Annotated in this window: 12 protein-coding genes and 1 rRNA gene; 2 read left to right on the top strand and 11 right to left on the bottom strand. The window is 72.2% G+C overall.

Translation table 11 applies throughout. The annotated features are described in order from the left end of the window. From GD748_RS17990 to argH, 5 genes are all read right to left on the bottom strand, one after another. Positions 1 to 91 (bottom strand): 16S ribosomal RNA (locus GD748_RS17990); the annotation flags it as partial. 821 nt (positions 92 to 912) lie between these two features. After that, on the bottom strand, positions 913 to 2,178 hold the full coding sequence (tyrS, locus tag GD748_RS17985; RefSeq protein ID WP_152196613.1) for a tyrosine--tRNA ligase: 1,266 nt from the start codon (positions 2,176 to 2,178) through the stop codon (positions 913 to 915). Between the two features lie 184 nt (positions 2,179 to 2,362). Next, entirely contained in the window at positions 2,363 to 3,046 is a 684-nt protein-coding gene (locus GD748_RS17980; RefSeq protein WP_152196612.1) for a DNA alkylation repair protein, read from the bottom strand. A 102-nt stretch (positions 3,047 to 3,148) separates the two neighbouring features. Then, positions 3,149 to 3,838, bottom strand: coding sequence for a DNA-3-methyladenine glycosylase (locus GD748_RS17975; RefSeq protein ID WP_152196611.1), 690 nt, complete (start codon positions 3,836 to 3,838; stop codon positions 3,149 to 3,151). Further along, positions 3,835 to 5,361 carry an argininosuccinate lyase gene (gene argH / locus GD748_RS17970; protein ID WP_152196610.1) on the bottom strand — a complete coding sequence of 509 codons (1,527 nt, stop codon included), beginning with the start codon at positions 5,359 to 5,361 and terminating at the stop codon, positions 3,835 to 3,837. Before argH ends, GD748_RS17975 begins: the two co-directional genes overlap by 4 nt. Positions 5,362 to 5,499: 138 nt before the next feature. Here argH and GD748_RS17965 point away from each other — a divergent pair, with 138 nt between their 5' ends. Both GD748_RS17965 and argF read left to right on the top strand, forming a co-directional pair. Further along, positions 5,500 to 6,756 (top strand): arginine deiminase, encoded by a 1,257-nt coding sequence (locus GD748_RS17965; RefSeq protein ID WP_152196609.1) that lies wholly within the window; start codon positions 5,500 to 5,502, stop codon positions 6,754 to 6,756. A gap of 20 nt (positions 6,757 to 6,776) precedes the next feature. Next, the gene (gene argF, locus GD748_RS17960) at positions 6,777 to 7,793 is read left to right on the top strand and encodes an ornithine carbamoyltransferase (RefSeq protein ID WP_152196608.1); all 1,017 of its coding nucleotides are present in this window, start codon (positions 6,777 to 6,779) and stop codon (positions 7,791 to 7,793) included. Between the two features lie 187 nt (positions 7,794 to 7,980). Here argF and GD748_RS17955 read toward each other — a convergent pair whose 3' ends face one another. The 6 genes from GD748_RS17955 to argC form a co-directional block, all read right to left on the bottom strand. Continuing rightward, on the bottom strand, positions 7,981 to 9,252 hold the full coding sequence (locus GD748_RS17955; protein WP_152196607.1) for an argininosuccinate synthase: 1,272 nt from the start codon (positions 9,250 to 9,252) through the stop codon (positions 7,981 to 7,983). 124 nt (positions 9,253 to 9,376) lie between these two features. Beyond that, positions 9,377 to 9,940, bottom strand: coding sequence for an arginine repressor (locus tag GD748_RS17950; protein ID WP_152196606.1), 564 nt, complete (start codon positions 9,938 to 9,940; stop codon positions 9,377 to 9,379). Next, positions 9,937 to 11,280, bottom strand: a complete 1,344-nt coding sequence (locus GD748_RS17945; RefSeq protein WP_152196605.1) for an acetylornithine transaminase — start codon at positions 11,278 to 11,280, stop codon at positions 9,937 to 9,939. Before GD748_RS17945 ends, GD748_RS17950 begins: the two co-directional genes overlap by 4 nt. After that, a complete protein-coding gene (gene argB / locus GD748_RS17940) occupies positions 11,277 to 12,224 on the bottom strand; it encodes an acetylglutamate kinase (RefSeq protein ID WP_152196604.1) in 948 nt (315 codons plus the stop codon). The genes GD748_RS17945 and argB overlap by 4 nt, the downstream gene beginning before the upstream one ends. Further along, entirely contained in the window at positions 12,221 to 13,399 is a 1,179-nt protein-coding gene (argJ, locus tag GD748_RS17935) for a bifunctional glutamate N-acetyltransferase/amino-acid acetyltransferase ArgJ (RefSeq protein WP_152196603.1), read from the bottom strand. Before argJ ends, argB begins: the two co-directional genes overlap by 4 nt. Further along, positions 13,396 to 14,454, bottom strand: coding sequence for an N-acetyl-gamma-glutamyl-phosphate reductase (gene argC, locus GD748_RS17930; RefSeq protein WP_152196632.1), 1,059 nt, complete (start codon positions 14,452 to 14,454; stop codon positions 13,396 to 13,398). Before argC ends, argJ begins: the two co-directional genes overlap by 4 nt. Positions 14,455 to 14,537 lie beyond the last annotated feature (83 nt).

Below are 14,537 nucleotides of genomic sequence, written 5' to 3'. Positions count from 1 at the left end.
CAACCCAGCAAGCTGGGCATCATCGTTCGACTTGCATGTGTTAAGCACGCCGCCAGCGTTCGTCCTGAGCCAGGATCAAACTCTCCGTTAAAAAACAACGCCAACCACCCACCAAAGCAGGCAGCCAACAAACAATACGGAGAAAACCCCCCGACCAAACAGACCAGGAAGCCAATCCAGGCATCACACCAACCAGCCCGACGGAGCAGACCAGCCAGCATGTATACCAAAACAAAACAAACAGACCCCAGACACCACCCAAAACCCCACCACAACGGCAAGGAACCAGACGACACCCAGAATCATATGGCATCAAAAACTTGGCACACTGTTGAGTTCTCAAGAAACAGACACACACCGCCGAAAACCCAGGAAAACCACTCCCGAACCCGGACCGGGGCAACCTCTCAAACTTAACCAGTCTTCCCGAGCGTGTCAACTTCCCGCGATCTCTCGCGATCCGCCGACCGGCTCGTTGTTCCTGGCCCCTGGGATGACCAGCTGCCGGCGATCGTGTCGTCGGCTGGCATCCTAGGTTTCCGCTCCGCGGGACCGGCCACCTCGCGGTGTCCGTGCCTCCCTGTCCGGTGCAGCAGGAAGTACATTACGCACCGCTCGGAGGCCCGTCAACTCCCGCGCAACTACGCCGATCATCACGGCCGGCAGGCCTCTGACCTGCAGTTTTACCCCTGGCGAGGGCTCTCGACAGGGCCTGGATCCGCCAACGCGATCTCTGAGACCTGACCCACAGAAGTTCACCTGCGCGTCGCCTTGCGGACCCGTCCCGGAGATGCGCACGCGACCACGCGCACAACCTCCCGCCCGGTGTCCGTTCTCGGGATGCACGAGGGGCGCGACACCGATGGGTGTCGCGCCCCTCATGGCGGCAGGCCAGGCAGCCGTCGTCGACGGTCAGACGGCCGTCGTGACGAGGGCGAGGTTGCGACGCCCCTTCCGGAGGAGCACATGTCCCCCCGCCAGCAGGTCACCGTCGGTGAGCACGCGGTCCTCGTCGTCGATCTTCTCGTTGTTCAGGTACGCACCGCCGCTGGCGATCGTGCGCCGAGCGGCCGAACGCCCCTTCTCGAGCCCGCTTGTCAGCAGCAGGTCGACCATCGTCGACTCCCCCACCGTCGCCTCGCCGCGGGGCAGCTCGGCGACGGCGTCGCGCAGGGTCCGCGCGTCGAGCTCACGCAGGTCGTCCCGTCCGAACAGCGCCTGGGAGGCCCGACGGACTCGTTCGGTGGCTTCGTCGCCGTGCACGAGGGTGGTGACGTCCTCGGCGAGCGAGCGCTGCGCCTCGCGTGCCTGCGGCCGCTCGGCGACCGCCCGCTCGAGCTCGTCGATCTCCTCGCGGCTGCGGAACGTGAAGACCTTCAGGTAGCGGATCACGTCGGCGTCGTCGGTGTTGAGCCAGAACTGGTAGAAGGCGTAGGGGCTGAGCATCTCGGCGTCGAGCCAGATCGCGCCGCCCTCGGACTTGCCGAACTTCGTGCCGTCCGCCTTGGTGATCAGCGGGGTGGTGAGGACGTGGACACCGGTTCCCTCGGCCTTGCGGATCAGGTCCACGCCGGCGATGAGGTTCCCCCACTGGTCGTTTCCGCCGGTCTGCAACGTGCACCCGAAGCGGCGGTGCAGCTCGAGGTAGTCCATCCCCTGCAGGATCTGGTAGCTGAACTCGGTGAACGAGATCCCCTCGTCGCTGGCGAGGCGACGAGCGACCGTGTCCTTGGCGAGCATCGTGCCGAGCCTGAAGTACTTGCCGACGTCGCGCAGGAAGTCGATGGCGGTGAGCTCGCCGGTCCAGTCCAGGTTGTTGACCATGCGGGCCGGGTTCGCGCCCTCGAAGTCGAGGAACCGCTCGATCTGCCCGCGGAGACGGCGTGTCCAGCCGGCCACGATGTCCTTGTCGTTGAGCGTGCGCTCGCCGGACATGCGCGGGTCGCCGATCATCCCCGTCGCACCACCGACCAGCGCCAGGGGACGGTGCCCCGCCCGCTGCAGGTGCCGCATGAGGACGAGCTGGACGAGGTGTCCGTGGTGGAGGCTCGGCGCCGTCGGGTCGAAGCCGCAGTAATAGGTGACCGGACCCTCGCTCAGCACCGTCCGCAGTGCGTCGATGTCGGTGGACTGGGCCAGCAGGCCGCGCCACTGGAGCTCATCGAGGATGTCGGTCACTCTTCTTGCCTTCCTTCCGGCCCGGTCTTCGTGCCGGGCACGGGTACCAGTGTGCCGTGTCCGACCTGGGCATCGGTCCGGCGTCCGCCTGGCGACGCGTGGGGGCGTTGCTGCGCGGGTCCGTCTGGTTCGCGCCGGGGCGCCGCCCTGACGGAGCAGCGGGACGGTCGTGAGCGTGAGCGTTCTACTTGCTCTTCCGGCTCACCATCTCGTTGATCCAGACGGGCGCGTACGGGGACGTGCAGTTCCGGGGCGTCGGGTAGTCCCTGAGCACCTCCAGGCGCTCACCGATGTCGAGCGCCCGCGCCCGGTGCGCCGGGTGCTCGATCCCGATCTGCGCCAGGCAGGTGTTCATCGCCCACTGGAGTCGCTCCGGGGCGTCCTTCATCTCTGCCTCGATGACGTCGAGGCAGCCGGGCAGGTCGAGGCCCTCGGGCTCCTTCACCACCCGCTCGGAGGTGAGGGCCCAGCCTGCGCTCGCGACCACCGGGTCCGGGTCGGCGGACCAGGCCAGCCGGAGCTCCTCGGCGTGCGGGTTCTTCTTGACCACATAGTTCACGAGCCAGTCGTGGACCTTGGGAGCCCTCGCCGCACGCAGCATGGTGTCCAGCTCGTCGCGCTCGAACGCCTTCGGGCGGCAGATCAGCGTGGCCAGCAGCCTGGCCGCGACGTCCTCGGTCTCCCACAGCTCACGTGCGAGGTCGTGCTGGGTCTTCAGCCGTTTGGCGACCGCACGCAGCTTGCTGAGGTTCACACCGTGCTCGTCACCGTGCCTGGCGTTGACCTCACGCATCCTGGGGTCCTCGAGCGCGGCAAGCTCGGCCAGCACCTCGGGCACGGTGGTCCCGGTCACTGCCGTCTGGGTCACTCTCCGCCTCCTGTCGATCCGATCCCCGGATCAGCCTACGACGGCGGTTCGGTCCGCCGTCGGGCCGCTCATGGCTGGCGTGCACGGCCGCCGCGCGGTCCGTCAGCGCCGGCGGGGAGCGGCGGGGCGGTACACGGAGACGGAGGGTTCGCCGTCGACCCAGAAGCGCCAGGGGAAGAGCGTGCCGTCGCCACCCTCGCCGGCCACACCGACCCGGGGCCCGGTGCGCACCCGGGCCGGAGAGACCGGCTCGCCGGGGATGAGCTCGGCACGACCTCCCACCGCGAGCTCGAGGCCGCTGTCAGCCCCGGTGAGGCCGAGCGCCTGCGCCAACCTGGCCGGTCCGCGGGCGAGGTCGCGGTCCGACCGGGCGGCCGGCCGGCGGGCACGTGCGGTGGCGTGTCCTGCCACCACCTCTCCCCCGCGCAGGAGCAGCGCGGAGGCGGTCCCGGCCGAGCCGCAGACGAGGTTCGCGCACCAGTGCATGCCGTAGGTGAAGTACACGTAGAGGCGTCCCCCGGCCTCGAACATCGGCTCGGTGCGCGGTGTGGGTCCACGGAAGGCGTGGGACCCAGGGTCGACCTCACCGCTGTACGCCTCGACCTCGGTCAGGCGTACCGACACGACCCCGTCGAGCGCCGCGTCGCCACCGCCGTCGCCCGCCGGCGAGGCGGCAGGCGCGGTCCGCACGGTCAGCACCGACCCGAGGACTCCGGCCGCGGCCTCGACCGCCGGCCGGCCCAGCAGCTCCGCCCAGGGCGCTGAGCTATCCCCCTCCGGCGTGGCTGTCATCGCCGCGGGCCGGCGGTGCCGTTCTCGTCCGCGGCGTGCTCGTCGACACCGCCCTCGGCCGGCTCCCCCACGGCCCAGCCGCGCAGGTCCGCCGCGAGGTCCGCCGCACGTGCCAGCTGCTCGACGACGCGCACCGGTGCCGTCCCGCCGTGGCCGTCCCGGGACGCGATCGATCCCTCGACCGTCAGGACCTCGCGCACGGCAGGCGTGAGGTGCTCGCTGATCTCGGAGAGCTCGTCATCGGTGAGGTCCCACAGCTCCTTGTCCTGCTCCTCGCACACCCGCACGCAGCTGCCGGCCACCTCGTGGGCGACGCGGAACGGCACCCCCCGACGCACGAGCCACTCGGCGATGTCGGTGGCCAGCGAGAAGCCCTGCGGGGCGAGGGCGGCCATCCGCCCGGTGTCGAAGGTCAGGGTCGCCACCATCCCGGCGACGGCGGGCAGCAGCACGTCGAGCGTGTCGACGCCGTCGAAGACCGGCTCCTTGTCCTCCTGGAGGTCGCGGTTGTAGGCCAGCGGCAGGCCCTTGAGGGTGGCGAGCAGACCGGTGAGGTCACCGATGAGTCGCCCGGCCTTGCCGCGGGCGAGCTCGGCGACGTCGGGGTTCTTCTTCTGCGGCATGATGCTCGAGCCGGTGGAGAAGGCGTCGTCGAGCCGGACGAACCCGAACTCCTTGGTGGCCCAGAGGATGACCTCCTCGCTCAGCCGCGAGAGGTCCACCCCGGTCATCGCGACGACGAACGCGAACTCCGCCACGACGTCGCGCGCGGCCGTGCCGTCGATGGAGTTCTCCACGCTCGCAGCGAAGCCGAGGTCCGCCGCGACGGCGTCGGGGTCCAGGCCGAGCGAGGAGCCCGCGAGCGCCCCGGAGCCGTAGGGCGAGACCGCGGCGCGGGCGTCCCAGTCGATCCAGCGCTGCACGTCGCGCAGCAGCGGCCAGGCGTGCGCGAGCAGGTGATGGGCGAGGAGGACCGGCTGGGCGTGCTGCAGGTGCGTGCGGCCCGGCATCACGGCATCCGGGTGCGCGGCTGCCTGGGTCACCAGCGCGTCGACGACGTCGAGCACGCCCACGGCCAGCTGACGGGCCGAGTCGCGCAGGTACATCCGCACCAGCGTGGCGATCTGGTCGTTCCTGGACCGGCCCGCGCGCAGCTTCCCGCCGAGCCCTGCCCCGGCCCGCTCGATGAGGCCACGCTCGAGCGCCGTGTGGACGTCCTCGTCGTCGGGCCCGGCGACGAACGCCCCGGAGGCGACGTCGTCATCCAGGCGGTCGAGCGCGGCGAGCATGCCGGCGAGCTCGTCGCCGTCGAGGAGCCCTGCGGCGTGCAGCACCCGGGTGTGGGCCCGGGAGCCGGCGATGTCGTAGCGGGCGAGGCGCCAGTCGAAGTGGGTGGACCTGCTCAGCTCCGCCAGCGCGTCGGCCGGCCCGCCGGCGAACCGGCCGCCCCACAGGCTCAGGTGCTCGGGTGCGGTCGCGTCGGTGGACGCGGGGGTGTCGGGGCCGGTGGCGGTGTTGTCCATGGGGTCGATCTTGCCGCGTCCGTGGTCTCGGGCGCACACCGGTCCGCGCGACGCCCCGGGCGTTCCCCGGGCGACCGGCTCGGCACGGCGACCCGAGAACGTCTCGCCCGACCCCGAGCGGCGTGAGACCGTGTGCCGATGCACGCCGACGCAGCGCCGACGCCCGCAGCCGGTCCGCGCACAGTCGGGTCCGAGGTCGGCCCGCTGCGCCAGGTCATCGTCCACCGCCCGGGCCTGGAGCTGCTCCGGCTGACGCCGGAGAACAAGGACGAGCTCCTCTTCGACGACCTGCTCTGGGTGCGCCGGGCCCAGGAGGAGCACGACGAGTTCCGCGAGCTGCTCGCCGGTGCCGGGGTCGACGTCCTGCTGCTCACCGACCTGCTGCGCGAGACGCTGGCACTGCCCGGGGCACGCTCGTTCGTGCTCGACCACGCCTTCGACGAGCGGGTGCACGGCCCCGCCGCGACCCCGGCGTTGCGCGCGGCCGTCGAGGCCATGACCGACAACGAGCTGACCGACACGCTCATCGGCGGGCTGACGAAGCGAGAGCTGCTCGAGCGCGTCGACGAGCCGCGCTCGGTGGTGCTGCACGCGATGGGGCTGGACGACCTGGTGCTCCCCGCCCTGCCGAACCACCTCTTCACCCGCGATGCGTCCTGCTGGGTGTACGACGGGGTCGCCGTCAACGCGATGCGGATGCCGGCGCGCGTGCGCGAGTCGGTCACCTACGAGGCGATCTACCGCTGGCACCCCTCGTTCGTCGACGACGACTTCCACCGTTGGTCCGACGGGCTCGACGACGGCGCGGCCACCGTCGAGGGCGGCGACGTGCTCGTCCTGGGCGGCGGGGCCGTGCTGGTCGGCATGAGCGAGCGCACCACCCCGCAGGGGGTCGAGCGGCTCGCCACCCGGCTCTTCGCCGCCGGGTCCGCCGACCGCGTCGTCGCCCTCGCCATGCCCAAGTCACGGCTGTTCATGCACCTGGACACCGTGATGACCATGGTGGACGAGCGGTCCTTCATCAAGTACGCCGGGCTCGGCATGCTGCCGTCGTACACGATCACGCCCGGCTCGGGGCCCGGTGACCTGGCCATCGCCGACCACGCGCCGGAGAAGATGCACGACGCGATCGCCTACGCCATGGGCGTCGCGGACCTGCGGATCCTCATCGCGGAGCAGGACGTGCACGCCGCCGCCCGTGAGCAGTGGGACGACGGCTGCAACGCACTCGCCGTCGCGCCGGGTGTGGTGATCGCCTACGACCGCACCGTCACGTCGAACAACTACCTGCGGCAGGCGGGGATCGAGGTCCTCACCATGCCCGGGGCCGAGCTGGGCCGTGGACGCGGGGGCCCGCGCTGCATGAGCTGCCCTACGATCCGAGACGGAATCTGACCGACTTGGAGGACCCCGGCGTGACCATCGACCTGCGCGGACGCAGCTTCCTCAAGGAGCTGGACTTCACGAGCGAGGAGTGGCGGCACCTGCTCGACCTCGCCGCCGAGCTCAAGGCCGCGAAGAAGGCCGGCGCCGAGGAGCGCCGCCTGGTCGGCAAGAACATCGCCCTGATCTTCGAGAAGACCTCCACCCGCACCCGCAGCGCCTTCGAGGTCGCCGCGTACGACCAGGGCGCGCACGTGACCTACCTCGACCCGGCGGGCTCGCAGATCGGGCACAAGGAGTCGGTCAAGGACACCGCGCGGGTGCTCGGACGCTTCTACGACGCCATCGAGTACCGCGGGGCGCGACAGGCCGACGTCGAGACTCTGGCCGAGTTCGCCGGTGTGCCCGTGCTCAACGGCCTGACCGACGAGTGGCACCCGACCCAGATGCTCGCCGACGGACTCACCATGCGTGAGCACGCCCCGGTGGTCGGCGGACGGCGCAAGCGCGACGACGAGATCGCCTTCGCCTTCGTCGGGGACGCGCGGTTCAACACGGCGCACTCCCTCCTCGTATCCGGCGCCATGCTCGGGATGGACGTGCGGCTGGTGGCCCCGGCGGGTCTGCAGCCGGACGCGGCAGTCGTCGCCCAGGCCCAGGAGGTGGCTGCCCGGACCGGTGCCCGGCTGACGGTCACCGACGACGTCGCGGCCGGTGTCCGCGGCGTCGACTTCGTCTCCACGGACGTGTGGGTGTCCATGGGTGAGGGCAAGGAGGTCTGGGACGAGCGGATCGCGCGGCTGCGCGACTACCAGGTCGACGCCGATCTCATGGCCGCCACCGGCAACCCGGACGTGAAGTTCATGCACTGCCTGCCCGCGTTCCACGACCTCGGGACCGCTGTCGGGCGGGAGATCTACGAGGCCACGGGCATGGACGCGCTGGAGGTCACCGACGAGGTCATCGAGTCCGCGGCGTCGGTGGTCTTCGACCAGGCTGAGAACCGGATGCACACCATCAAGGCGGTACTGGTCGCGACCCTGGGCTGAGCCCCGGGCCGACGCCGGTCGCCGGTGTACCGGTAGCCGTTGCGCGTTGCCGGTGCCGGCAACGTCCCCAACAACGACAACAGGCCGAAGGGTTTGTACCGACTATCGGTACAAACCCTTCGGCCAACGCGGTCGCAGGTCCGGCGGGCCTCGGGACAGGAGGCGCCGCTCCGACCGGCCGGTCGGCTCAGGCGCCGGCGGTCAGCTTCCCGGCGCCGAGGTCGACCCCGTTGCCGAAGGTGACGTCGCGCGCGGCGGAGAGTTTCGAGGTCATGCCGAAGATCTCGATGAAGCCCTTGGCCTGGGACTGGTCGTACGCGTCGCCTGTGTCGTAGGTGGCGAGGTTGAAGTCGTACAGGCTCTGCTCCGAGCGGCGCCCCGTGACGGTGGCGCGGCCGCCGTGCAGGACCATGCGGATGTCGCCGGAGACGTAGCGCTGGGTGTCGGCGACGAAGGCGTCGAGGGAGTTCTTGAGCGGCGAGAACCACTGGCCGTCGTAGACCAGCTCCGTCCAGCGCTGGCCGACGGTCTTCTTGAACCGGGCCTGCTCCCGCTCGATCGTGACGTTCTCGAGCTCCGTGTGCGCGGCGATCAGGGCCATCGCGCCCGGCGCCTCGTAGACCTCGCGGGACTTGATGCCGACCAGGCGGTCCTCGACGATGTCGATCCGCCCGATCCCCTGCGCGCCGGCACGGCGGTTCATCTCCTGGATGGCCTGCAACGGGGTCACGGCCTGGCCGTCGATGGCGACCGGCACGCCCTGCTCGAACGTGATGACGACCTCGTCGGGCAGCGGCGGGTAGGTGGGGTCGTCGGTGTAGCTGTAGACGTCCTTGGTCGGCGCGTTCCAGATGTCCTCGAGGAACCCGGTCTCGATGGCGCGGCCCCACACGTTCTGGTCGATCGAGAACGGGTTGTGCTTGGTGGTCTCGATCGGCAGCTGGTGCTTGTTGGCGTACTCGATGGCGACGTCGCGGGTCAGGGCGAGGTCGCGCACCGGTGCCAGGCACTTCAGGTCCGGGGCGAGGGAGGTGATGCCGACCTCGAAGCGGACCTGGTCGTTGCCCTTGCCGGTGCAGCCGTGCGCCACGGTGGTGGCCCCGAACTGGCGGGCGGCGCGGACCAGGTGCTTGACGATGACCGGGCGGGAGAGCGCGGAGACGAGCGGGTACGCGTCCATGTACATGGCGTTGGCCTGCAGCGCCGGCATGCAGTACTCGGTGGCGAACTCCTCACGCGCGTCGGCCACGTAGGCCTCGACGGCGCCGCAGTCCAGCGCGCGCTGGCGGATGACCTCGAGGTCCTCACCGCCCTGGCCGACGTCGACGGCGACGGCGACGACCTCCGCGCCGGTGCGCTCGCCGATCCAGCCGATCGCGACGGAGGTGTCCAGGCCGCCGGAGTAGGCCAGGACGACGCGCTCCTTGGCGCCGTCTGTGGTGGTGGGGTTCTCGCTCATCGGTCTCTCCTGGTGGTTCTCGTTCCGCGGCCTGCGGCGGGTTTCTGGTGGGGTTCGGTGGGGTTCGTTCCGCGTGGGACGGCGGAGGTTCGTCGGGGTTCGTTCCGCGTGCGTCGGCGGAGGTTCAGTGGGGGTACGGCTCGCCCGGCCCGTGGCCGGGCCTGGTTCGGCCGCGCCGGGCGAGGTCGAGGAGCCGCTCGGTCAGGGCCTCGGCGGCTCCGGCGTCCCGGGTGATGACGAGGACGGTGTCGTCCCCGGCGATGCACCCGAGCACGCCGGGCAGGACCGAGTGGTCGATGGCCGACGCGAGCAGCTGCGCCGCGCCGGGCGGGGTCCGCAGCACCACCTGGTTGGCTGTGGTGTCCGCGGTGACGAGCACCTCGGCGCACCAGCGCTGCAGGCGCGCGGCGATCTGCTCCGGCTCCTCGACGGCGGAGACGGACCGCAGGGTGCCGCCCTCGGCGGGCAGGGCGTAGATCTGCTCGCCGCCAGGCCCACGCACCTTCTCTGCGCGGAGCTCGTCGAGGTCGCGCGAGAGGGTGGCCTGGGTGGCGGCGATCCCCCGCGTGGACAGAGCCTCGCGCAGCTCGGTCTGGGAGCGCACCGGCTGGTGGGCGAGGATCTGGGCGATCACGGCGTGCCGGCCCGCCTTGGTCGCGGCAACGGAGCCCTCGGGGGCGACGCTCATGCCGGTGCCACGTCCCGGGCCGCACCGAGCGCGGCGGGGAGGGCGGCCACGAGGCTCGCTCCCTGCTCGGCGGTCAGCACCAGCGGCGGCGCGAGCCGGAGGGTGTCCTCGCGGACCGGGTTGACGATGAACCCGGCCTCGAGGAGCGCGGCGGCAGCGGCCTTCGCCACCGGGGCGTCGAGCACGACGGCGACGAGCAGACCCTCGCCACGCACCTCGGTGACGCCGTCGACGGCGGAGAGCTGCTCGCGCAGCGTGGCACCGGTGCGGGTGACATGGCCGAGGAGACCCTCGCGCTCGATGACGTCGATGACGGCCAGCGCCGCGGCGGCAGCCACCGGGTTCCCGCCGAAGGTCGTGCCGTGCTGCCCAGGCCCCAGCAGGGTCGCGGCGTGCTCGCCGAGCGCGACCACGGCGCCGATGGGCAGCCCGCCCCCCAGGCCCTTGGCGAGGGTGACGACGTCGGGCACGACGGCGCCGCCGTCGAGGCCGTGGTGGGCCATCCACCGGCCGGTGCGTCCCATGCCCGACTGGACCTCGTCGAGGACGAGCAGCGCGCCGACGGCTGTCGTGAGCTCGCGCGCCCGGGCGAGGTAGCCGGCGGGCAGCGTCCGCACCCCGGCCTCTCCCTGGACGGGCTCGAGGAACAGGGCGGCGACGTCGTCGCCGAGGGCGGCCTCGAGCGCGTCGAGGTCGCCGAAGGGCAGGAACTCGACACCGCCGGGCAGCGGCTCGAAGGGCTCGCGGTAGGCGGCCTTGTGGGTCAGGGACAGCGCGCCCAGCGTGCGGCCGTGGAACGCGCCCTCGAGCGCGAGGACGCGCGGCCGGGCGGGACCGCCGTGCCGACGGGCGAGCTTGAGCGCGCCCTCGTTGGCCTCGGTGCCGGAGTTGGCGAGGAACACCCGTGAGCCGGCCGGGGCGCCACCGGGGGCGACGAGCTCGAGGAGCTTCTCGGCGAGGGTCACCTGGGCGGGGGTGGTGAAGAAGTTCGAGACGTGCCCGAGGGTGCCAAGCTGCTCGGCGACAGCGGCCACGAGGGCCGGGTGGGCGTGCCCGAGGGCGTTGACGGCGATCCCGCCGAGCAGGTCGAGGTAGCGGTTGCCGTCCGCGTCCCAGACCCAGGCGCCCTCGCCGCGCACGAGGACGCGCTGCGGGTCGCCGAAGGTGTTCATGACGGCGGCGCGGTACCGCTCGGTCCACCCGGCCCCGGTCGGCTGGTCCGTCGTCGCCCCGGCGACCGGGCCGGCCGGCTGGTCCGTCGTCGCCCCGGCGACCGGGCCGGCCGGCTGGTCCGCCGTCGCCGAACCTGTCGTCGGGTCGGTCGTCGTCGCGTCCGTCATGCGTCCTCCTCCTGGTCGGGCACGACCTGGGTGCCCACGCCGGCGTCGGTGAAGATCTCCAGCAGCATCGAGTGCGCCTGGCGGCCGTCGATGACGTGGGCCTGGGGCACCCCGCCGCGCACGGCCCGCAGGCACGCCTCCATCTTCGGCACCATCCCGGAGACCAGCGTCGGCAGCATGGCCTCGAGCTCCCCCGCGCCGATCGTGCTGATGAGCGAGGTCGTGTCCGGCCAGGCGCCGTAGAGTCCCTCGACGTCGGTGAGGACCACGAGCTTCGCCGCGCCCAGGGCGACGGCGAGCGACGCCGCCGCGGTGTCGGCGTTGACGTTGAGCACCTGGGTGGGCTCGTCCGCGTCCACGGCCACCGTCGAGACGACCGGGATCCGGCCGGCGTCGAGGAGGTCCTCGACGGCCTGCGGGTCGACGGCGACGACGTCACCGACGAGGCCGACGTCGGTCGGCTCACCCGCGACCATGGCTGGCCGGCGCACGGCCTGCAGGAGCCGGCCGTCCTCCCCAGACAGACCGACGGCGTGGGCGACGTCGGCGTTGAGCAGGGACACGAGCTCGCGCTGCACGTGCCCGGTGAGGACCATGCGCACGATGTCCATCACGTCCGGCGTGGTCACCCGCAGGCCGCCGCGGAACTCGGACTCCAGCCCGACGCGCTCGAGCATCGTGGAGATCTGCGGCCCGCCGCCGTGCACGACCACCGGCCGCAGCCCGACCTGGTGCAGGAAGAGGACGTCCTGGGCGAACGCGCGCTTGAGGTCCTCGTCCACCATGGCGTTGCCGCCGTACTTGATGACCACGCGCGCGCCGGAGAAGCGCCGCAGCCACGGCAGGGCCTGGATGAGGACCTCTGCCTTCTGGTGCGGGTAGAGGTCGGTCTCGGTGTCGAGGACGTAGTCGTCCGGCACCCCGGGGATCAGCTGGTCGCTCATGTGGAGTAGGCGCTGTTCTCGTGGACGTAGTCGTGGGTGAGGTCGTTGGTCCACACTGTCGCGGTGGCCCGCCCGGCGTGCAGGTCGACGTCGACGCGGACCTCGCGGGCGGCGGCCAGGTCGACCAGGGAGCGGTCCTCCCCGACCCCGCCGGCGCGGCTGACGGTCACGCCGTTGATAGCGACGTCGACGGCGTCGGCGTCGAACGGTGCGACGTCGACCGGCACGGTCCCGACGGCGGAGAGCACCCTGCCCCAGTTGGGGTCGTTGCCGAAGACGGCCGCCTTGAAGAGGTTCGAGCGGGTCACCGCGCGGGCCACCGCGACGGCGGCGTCCTCGGTGGTGGCCCCCCTGACGGTGACGGCGATGTCGTGGCTGGCGCCCTCGGCGTCGGCCACGAGCTGGCGCGCGAGCGAGCCGCACACGGCGGTGAGCGCCTCGGTCAGCTCCGCGAGCCCCACCCGGGAACCGGAGGCGCCGGAGGCCAGCAGGACGACGGTGTCGTTGGTGGACATGCAGCCGTCGGAGTCGACCCGGTCGAACGTGACGCCGGTCGCGGCGCGCAGGGCGGCGTCGGCGGTCCCGGCGTCGACGACGGCGTCGGTGGTCAGCACGCACAGCATGGTCGCGAGCCCGGGGGCGAGCATGCCGGCGCCCTTGGCCATGCCGCCGACCGTCCAGGTGGTGGCGTCGGCGGTGGCGCGGGACTCCTGCGCCTCCTTGGCCACCGTGTCGGTCGTCATGATGGCGCGGGCGGCGTCGGCCCCGCCGTCGGCCGAGAGGACGGCTGCGGCGGCGTCCACCCCGCCGAGCAGGGCCGGCAGGTCGAGCCGCTCACCGATCAGGCCGGTGGAGCAGACGACGACGTCGCCTGAGGAGACGCCCAGCGCCGCGCCGACGTGCTCGGCGGTGCGGTGGGTGTCGGCGAACCCCTCCGGTCCCGTGCAGGCGTTCGCACCGCCGGAGTTGAGGACGACGGCGTGCACCACGCCGTCGCCGACGACGGTGCGCGACCACACGACGGGTGCGGCCACCACACGGTTGGTGGTGAAGACACCGGCGGCGACGTGCTCGGGACCGTCGTTGACGACCAGTGCGAGGTCGGGGTTCCCGGAGGCCTTGAGGCCGGCGGTGACGCCGGCGGCGCGGAAGCCCGCCGGGGCGGTGATGCTCACGGGGCGACCCCCACGGTGGTCAGGCCGGTGGTCTCCGGCAGGCCGAGGGCGAGGTTCATCGACTGCACGGCGGCGCCGGCAGTGCCCTTGACGAGGTTGTCGATGGCGCACAGGGCGACGACGCGGCCGGCGCGCTCGTCGACGGCGACCTGGACGGCCGCGGTGTTGGCGCCGGTGACCATCGCGGTGGTGGGCCAGGTGCCCTCGGGCAGCAGGTGCACGAAGGGCTCGTCGGCGTAGGCGTCCTCCCAGGCCGCCCGGACGGTGGCCGCGGACGCCCCCGGGGCCAGCGGTGCGGTGACCGTGGCGAGGATGCCGCGCGACGTGGGCACGAGGACCGGGGTGAAGGACAGCCGTACCTCGGCGGCGCCGGCCGCGCGGAGGTTCTGCTCCACCTCGGGCACGTGGCGGTGCGTGCCGCCGACGGCGTACGGCGCCAGCGAGCCGAGGGCCTCGGCAGCGAGCAGGTGCGTCTTGGCGCTCTTGCCGGCACCGGAGTAGCCGACGGCAAGGACGGCGACGACGTCGGCGGGGTCGACGACGCCGGCCGCGACGCCGGGCTGCAGCGCCAGGGTGACGGCGGTGACGTTGCATCCCGGGACGGCGATCTCGCGGGCGGTGCGCAGGGTGTCGCGCTGCCGGGCGCCGTCGACGATCAGCTCGGGCAGGCCGTACGGCCAGGCGCCGGCGTGCGGGCTGCCGTAGAACTGCTCCCAGGCGGCCGCGTCGGTCAGCCGGTGGTCGGCGCCGCAGTCGAGCACGATGGCGTCGGAGCCCGCGGCGGCGAGCGCTGCCGTCACCTCGCCCGAGGCGCCGTGGGGCAGGGCCAGGAAGACGACGTCGTGGCCGGCGAGGGCCTCGACGCCGGTGGGCTCGAGCACGCGGTCGGCCAGGGGCAGCAGGTGCGGCTGGTGCGCGCCGAGCCGCTGCCCGGCGCTGGCGTGCGCGGTGAGCGCGCCGATCTCGATCTGGGGGTGGGCGAGCAGGAGCCGGAGCAGCTCGCCGCCGGCGTATCCGGAGGCACCGGCCACCGCTGCAGTGAAAGTCACCTGCATAACAATACAGATCAATGAATGCTCCGTCGAGCCGCGTCGTCACGCCGGGACGTCGGTTCGCCCGTCGTGGGTGGCGGCGGGCA

The organism is Georgenia subflava (assembly GCF_009193155.1).
Taxonomy (GTDB): domain Bacteria; phylum Actinomycetota; class Actinomycetes; order Actinomycetales; family Actinomycetaceae; genus Georgenia; species Georgenia subflava.
Note: the sequence above shows the minus strand (reverse complement) of the source record. Positions and strands in the feature narration are given on the sequence as shown.

What these genes read in the sequence shown, in the direction of transcription:
- GD748_RS17950 (WP_152196606.1), bottom strand. Translation starts at nt 9,940, where the DNA reads ATGAGCGTCGCCCCCGAGGGCTCCGTTGCCGCGACCAAGGCGGGCCGG.
- GD748_RS17965 (WP_152196609.1), top strand. Translation starts at nt 5,500, where the DNA reads ATGCACGCCGACGCAGCGCCGACGCCCGCAGCCGGTCCGCGCACAGTC.
- GD748_RS17975 (WP_152196611.1), bottom strand. Translation starts at nt 3,838, where the DNA reads ATGACAGCCACGCCGGAGGGGGATAGCTCAGCGCCCTGGGCGGAGCTG.
- GD748_RS17955 (WP_152196607.1), bottom strand. Translation starts at nt 9,252, where the DNA reads ATGAGCGAGAACCCCACCACCACAGACGGCGCCAAGGAGCGCGTCGTC.
- GD748_RS17945 (WP_152196605.1), bottom strand. Translation starts at nt 11,280, where the DNA reads ATGACGGACGCGACGACGACCGACCCGACGACAGGTTCGGCGACGGCG.
- argB (WP_152196604.1), bottom strand. Translation starts at nt 12,224, where the DNA reads ATGAGCGACCAGCTGATCCCCGGGGTGCCGGACGACTACGTCCTCGAC.
- argC (WP_152196632.1), bottom strand. Translation starts at nt 14,454, where the DNA reads ATGCAGGTGACTTTCACTGCAGCGGTGGCCGGTGCCTCCGGATACGCC.
- argH (WP_152196610.1), bottom strand. Translation starts at nt 5,361, where the DNA reads ATGGACAACACCGCCACCGGCCCCGACACCCCCGCGTCCACCGACGCG.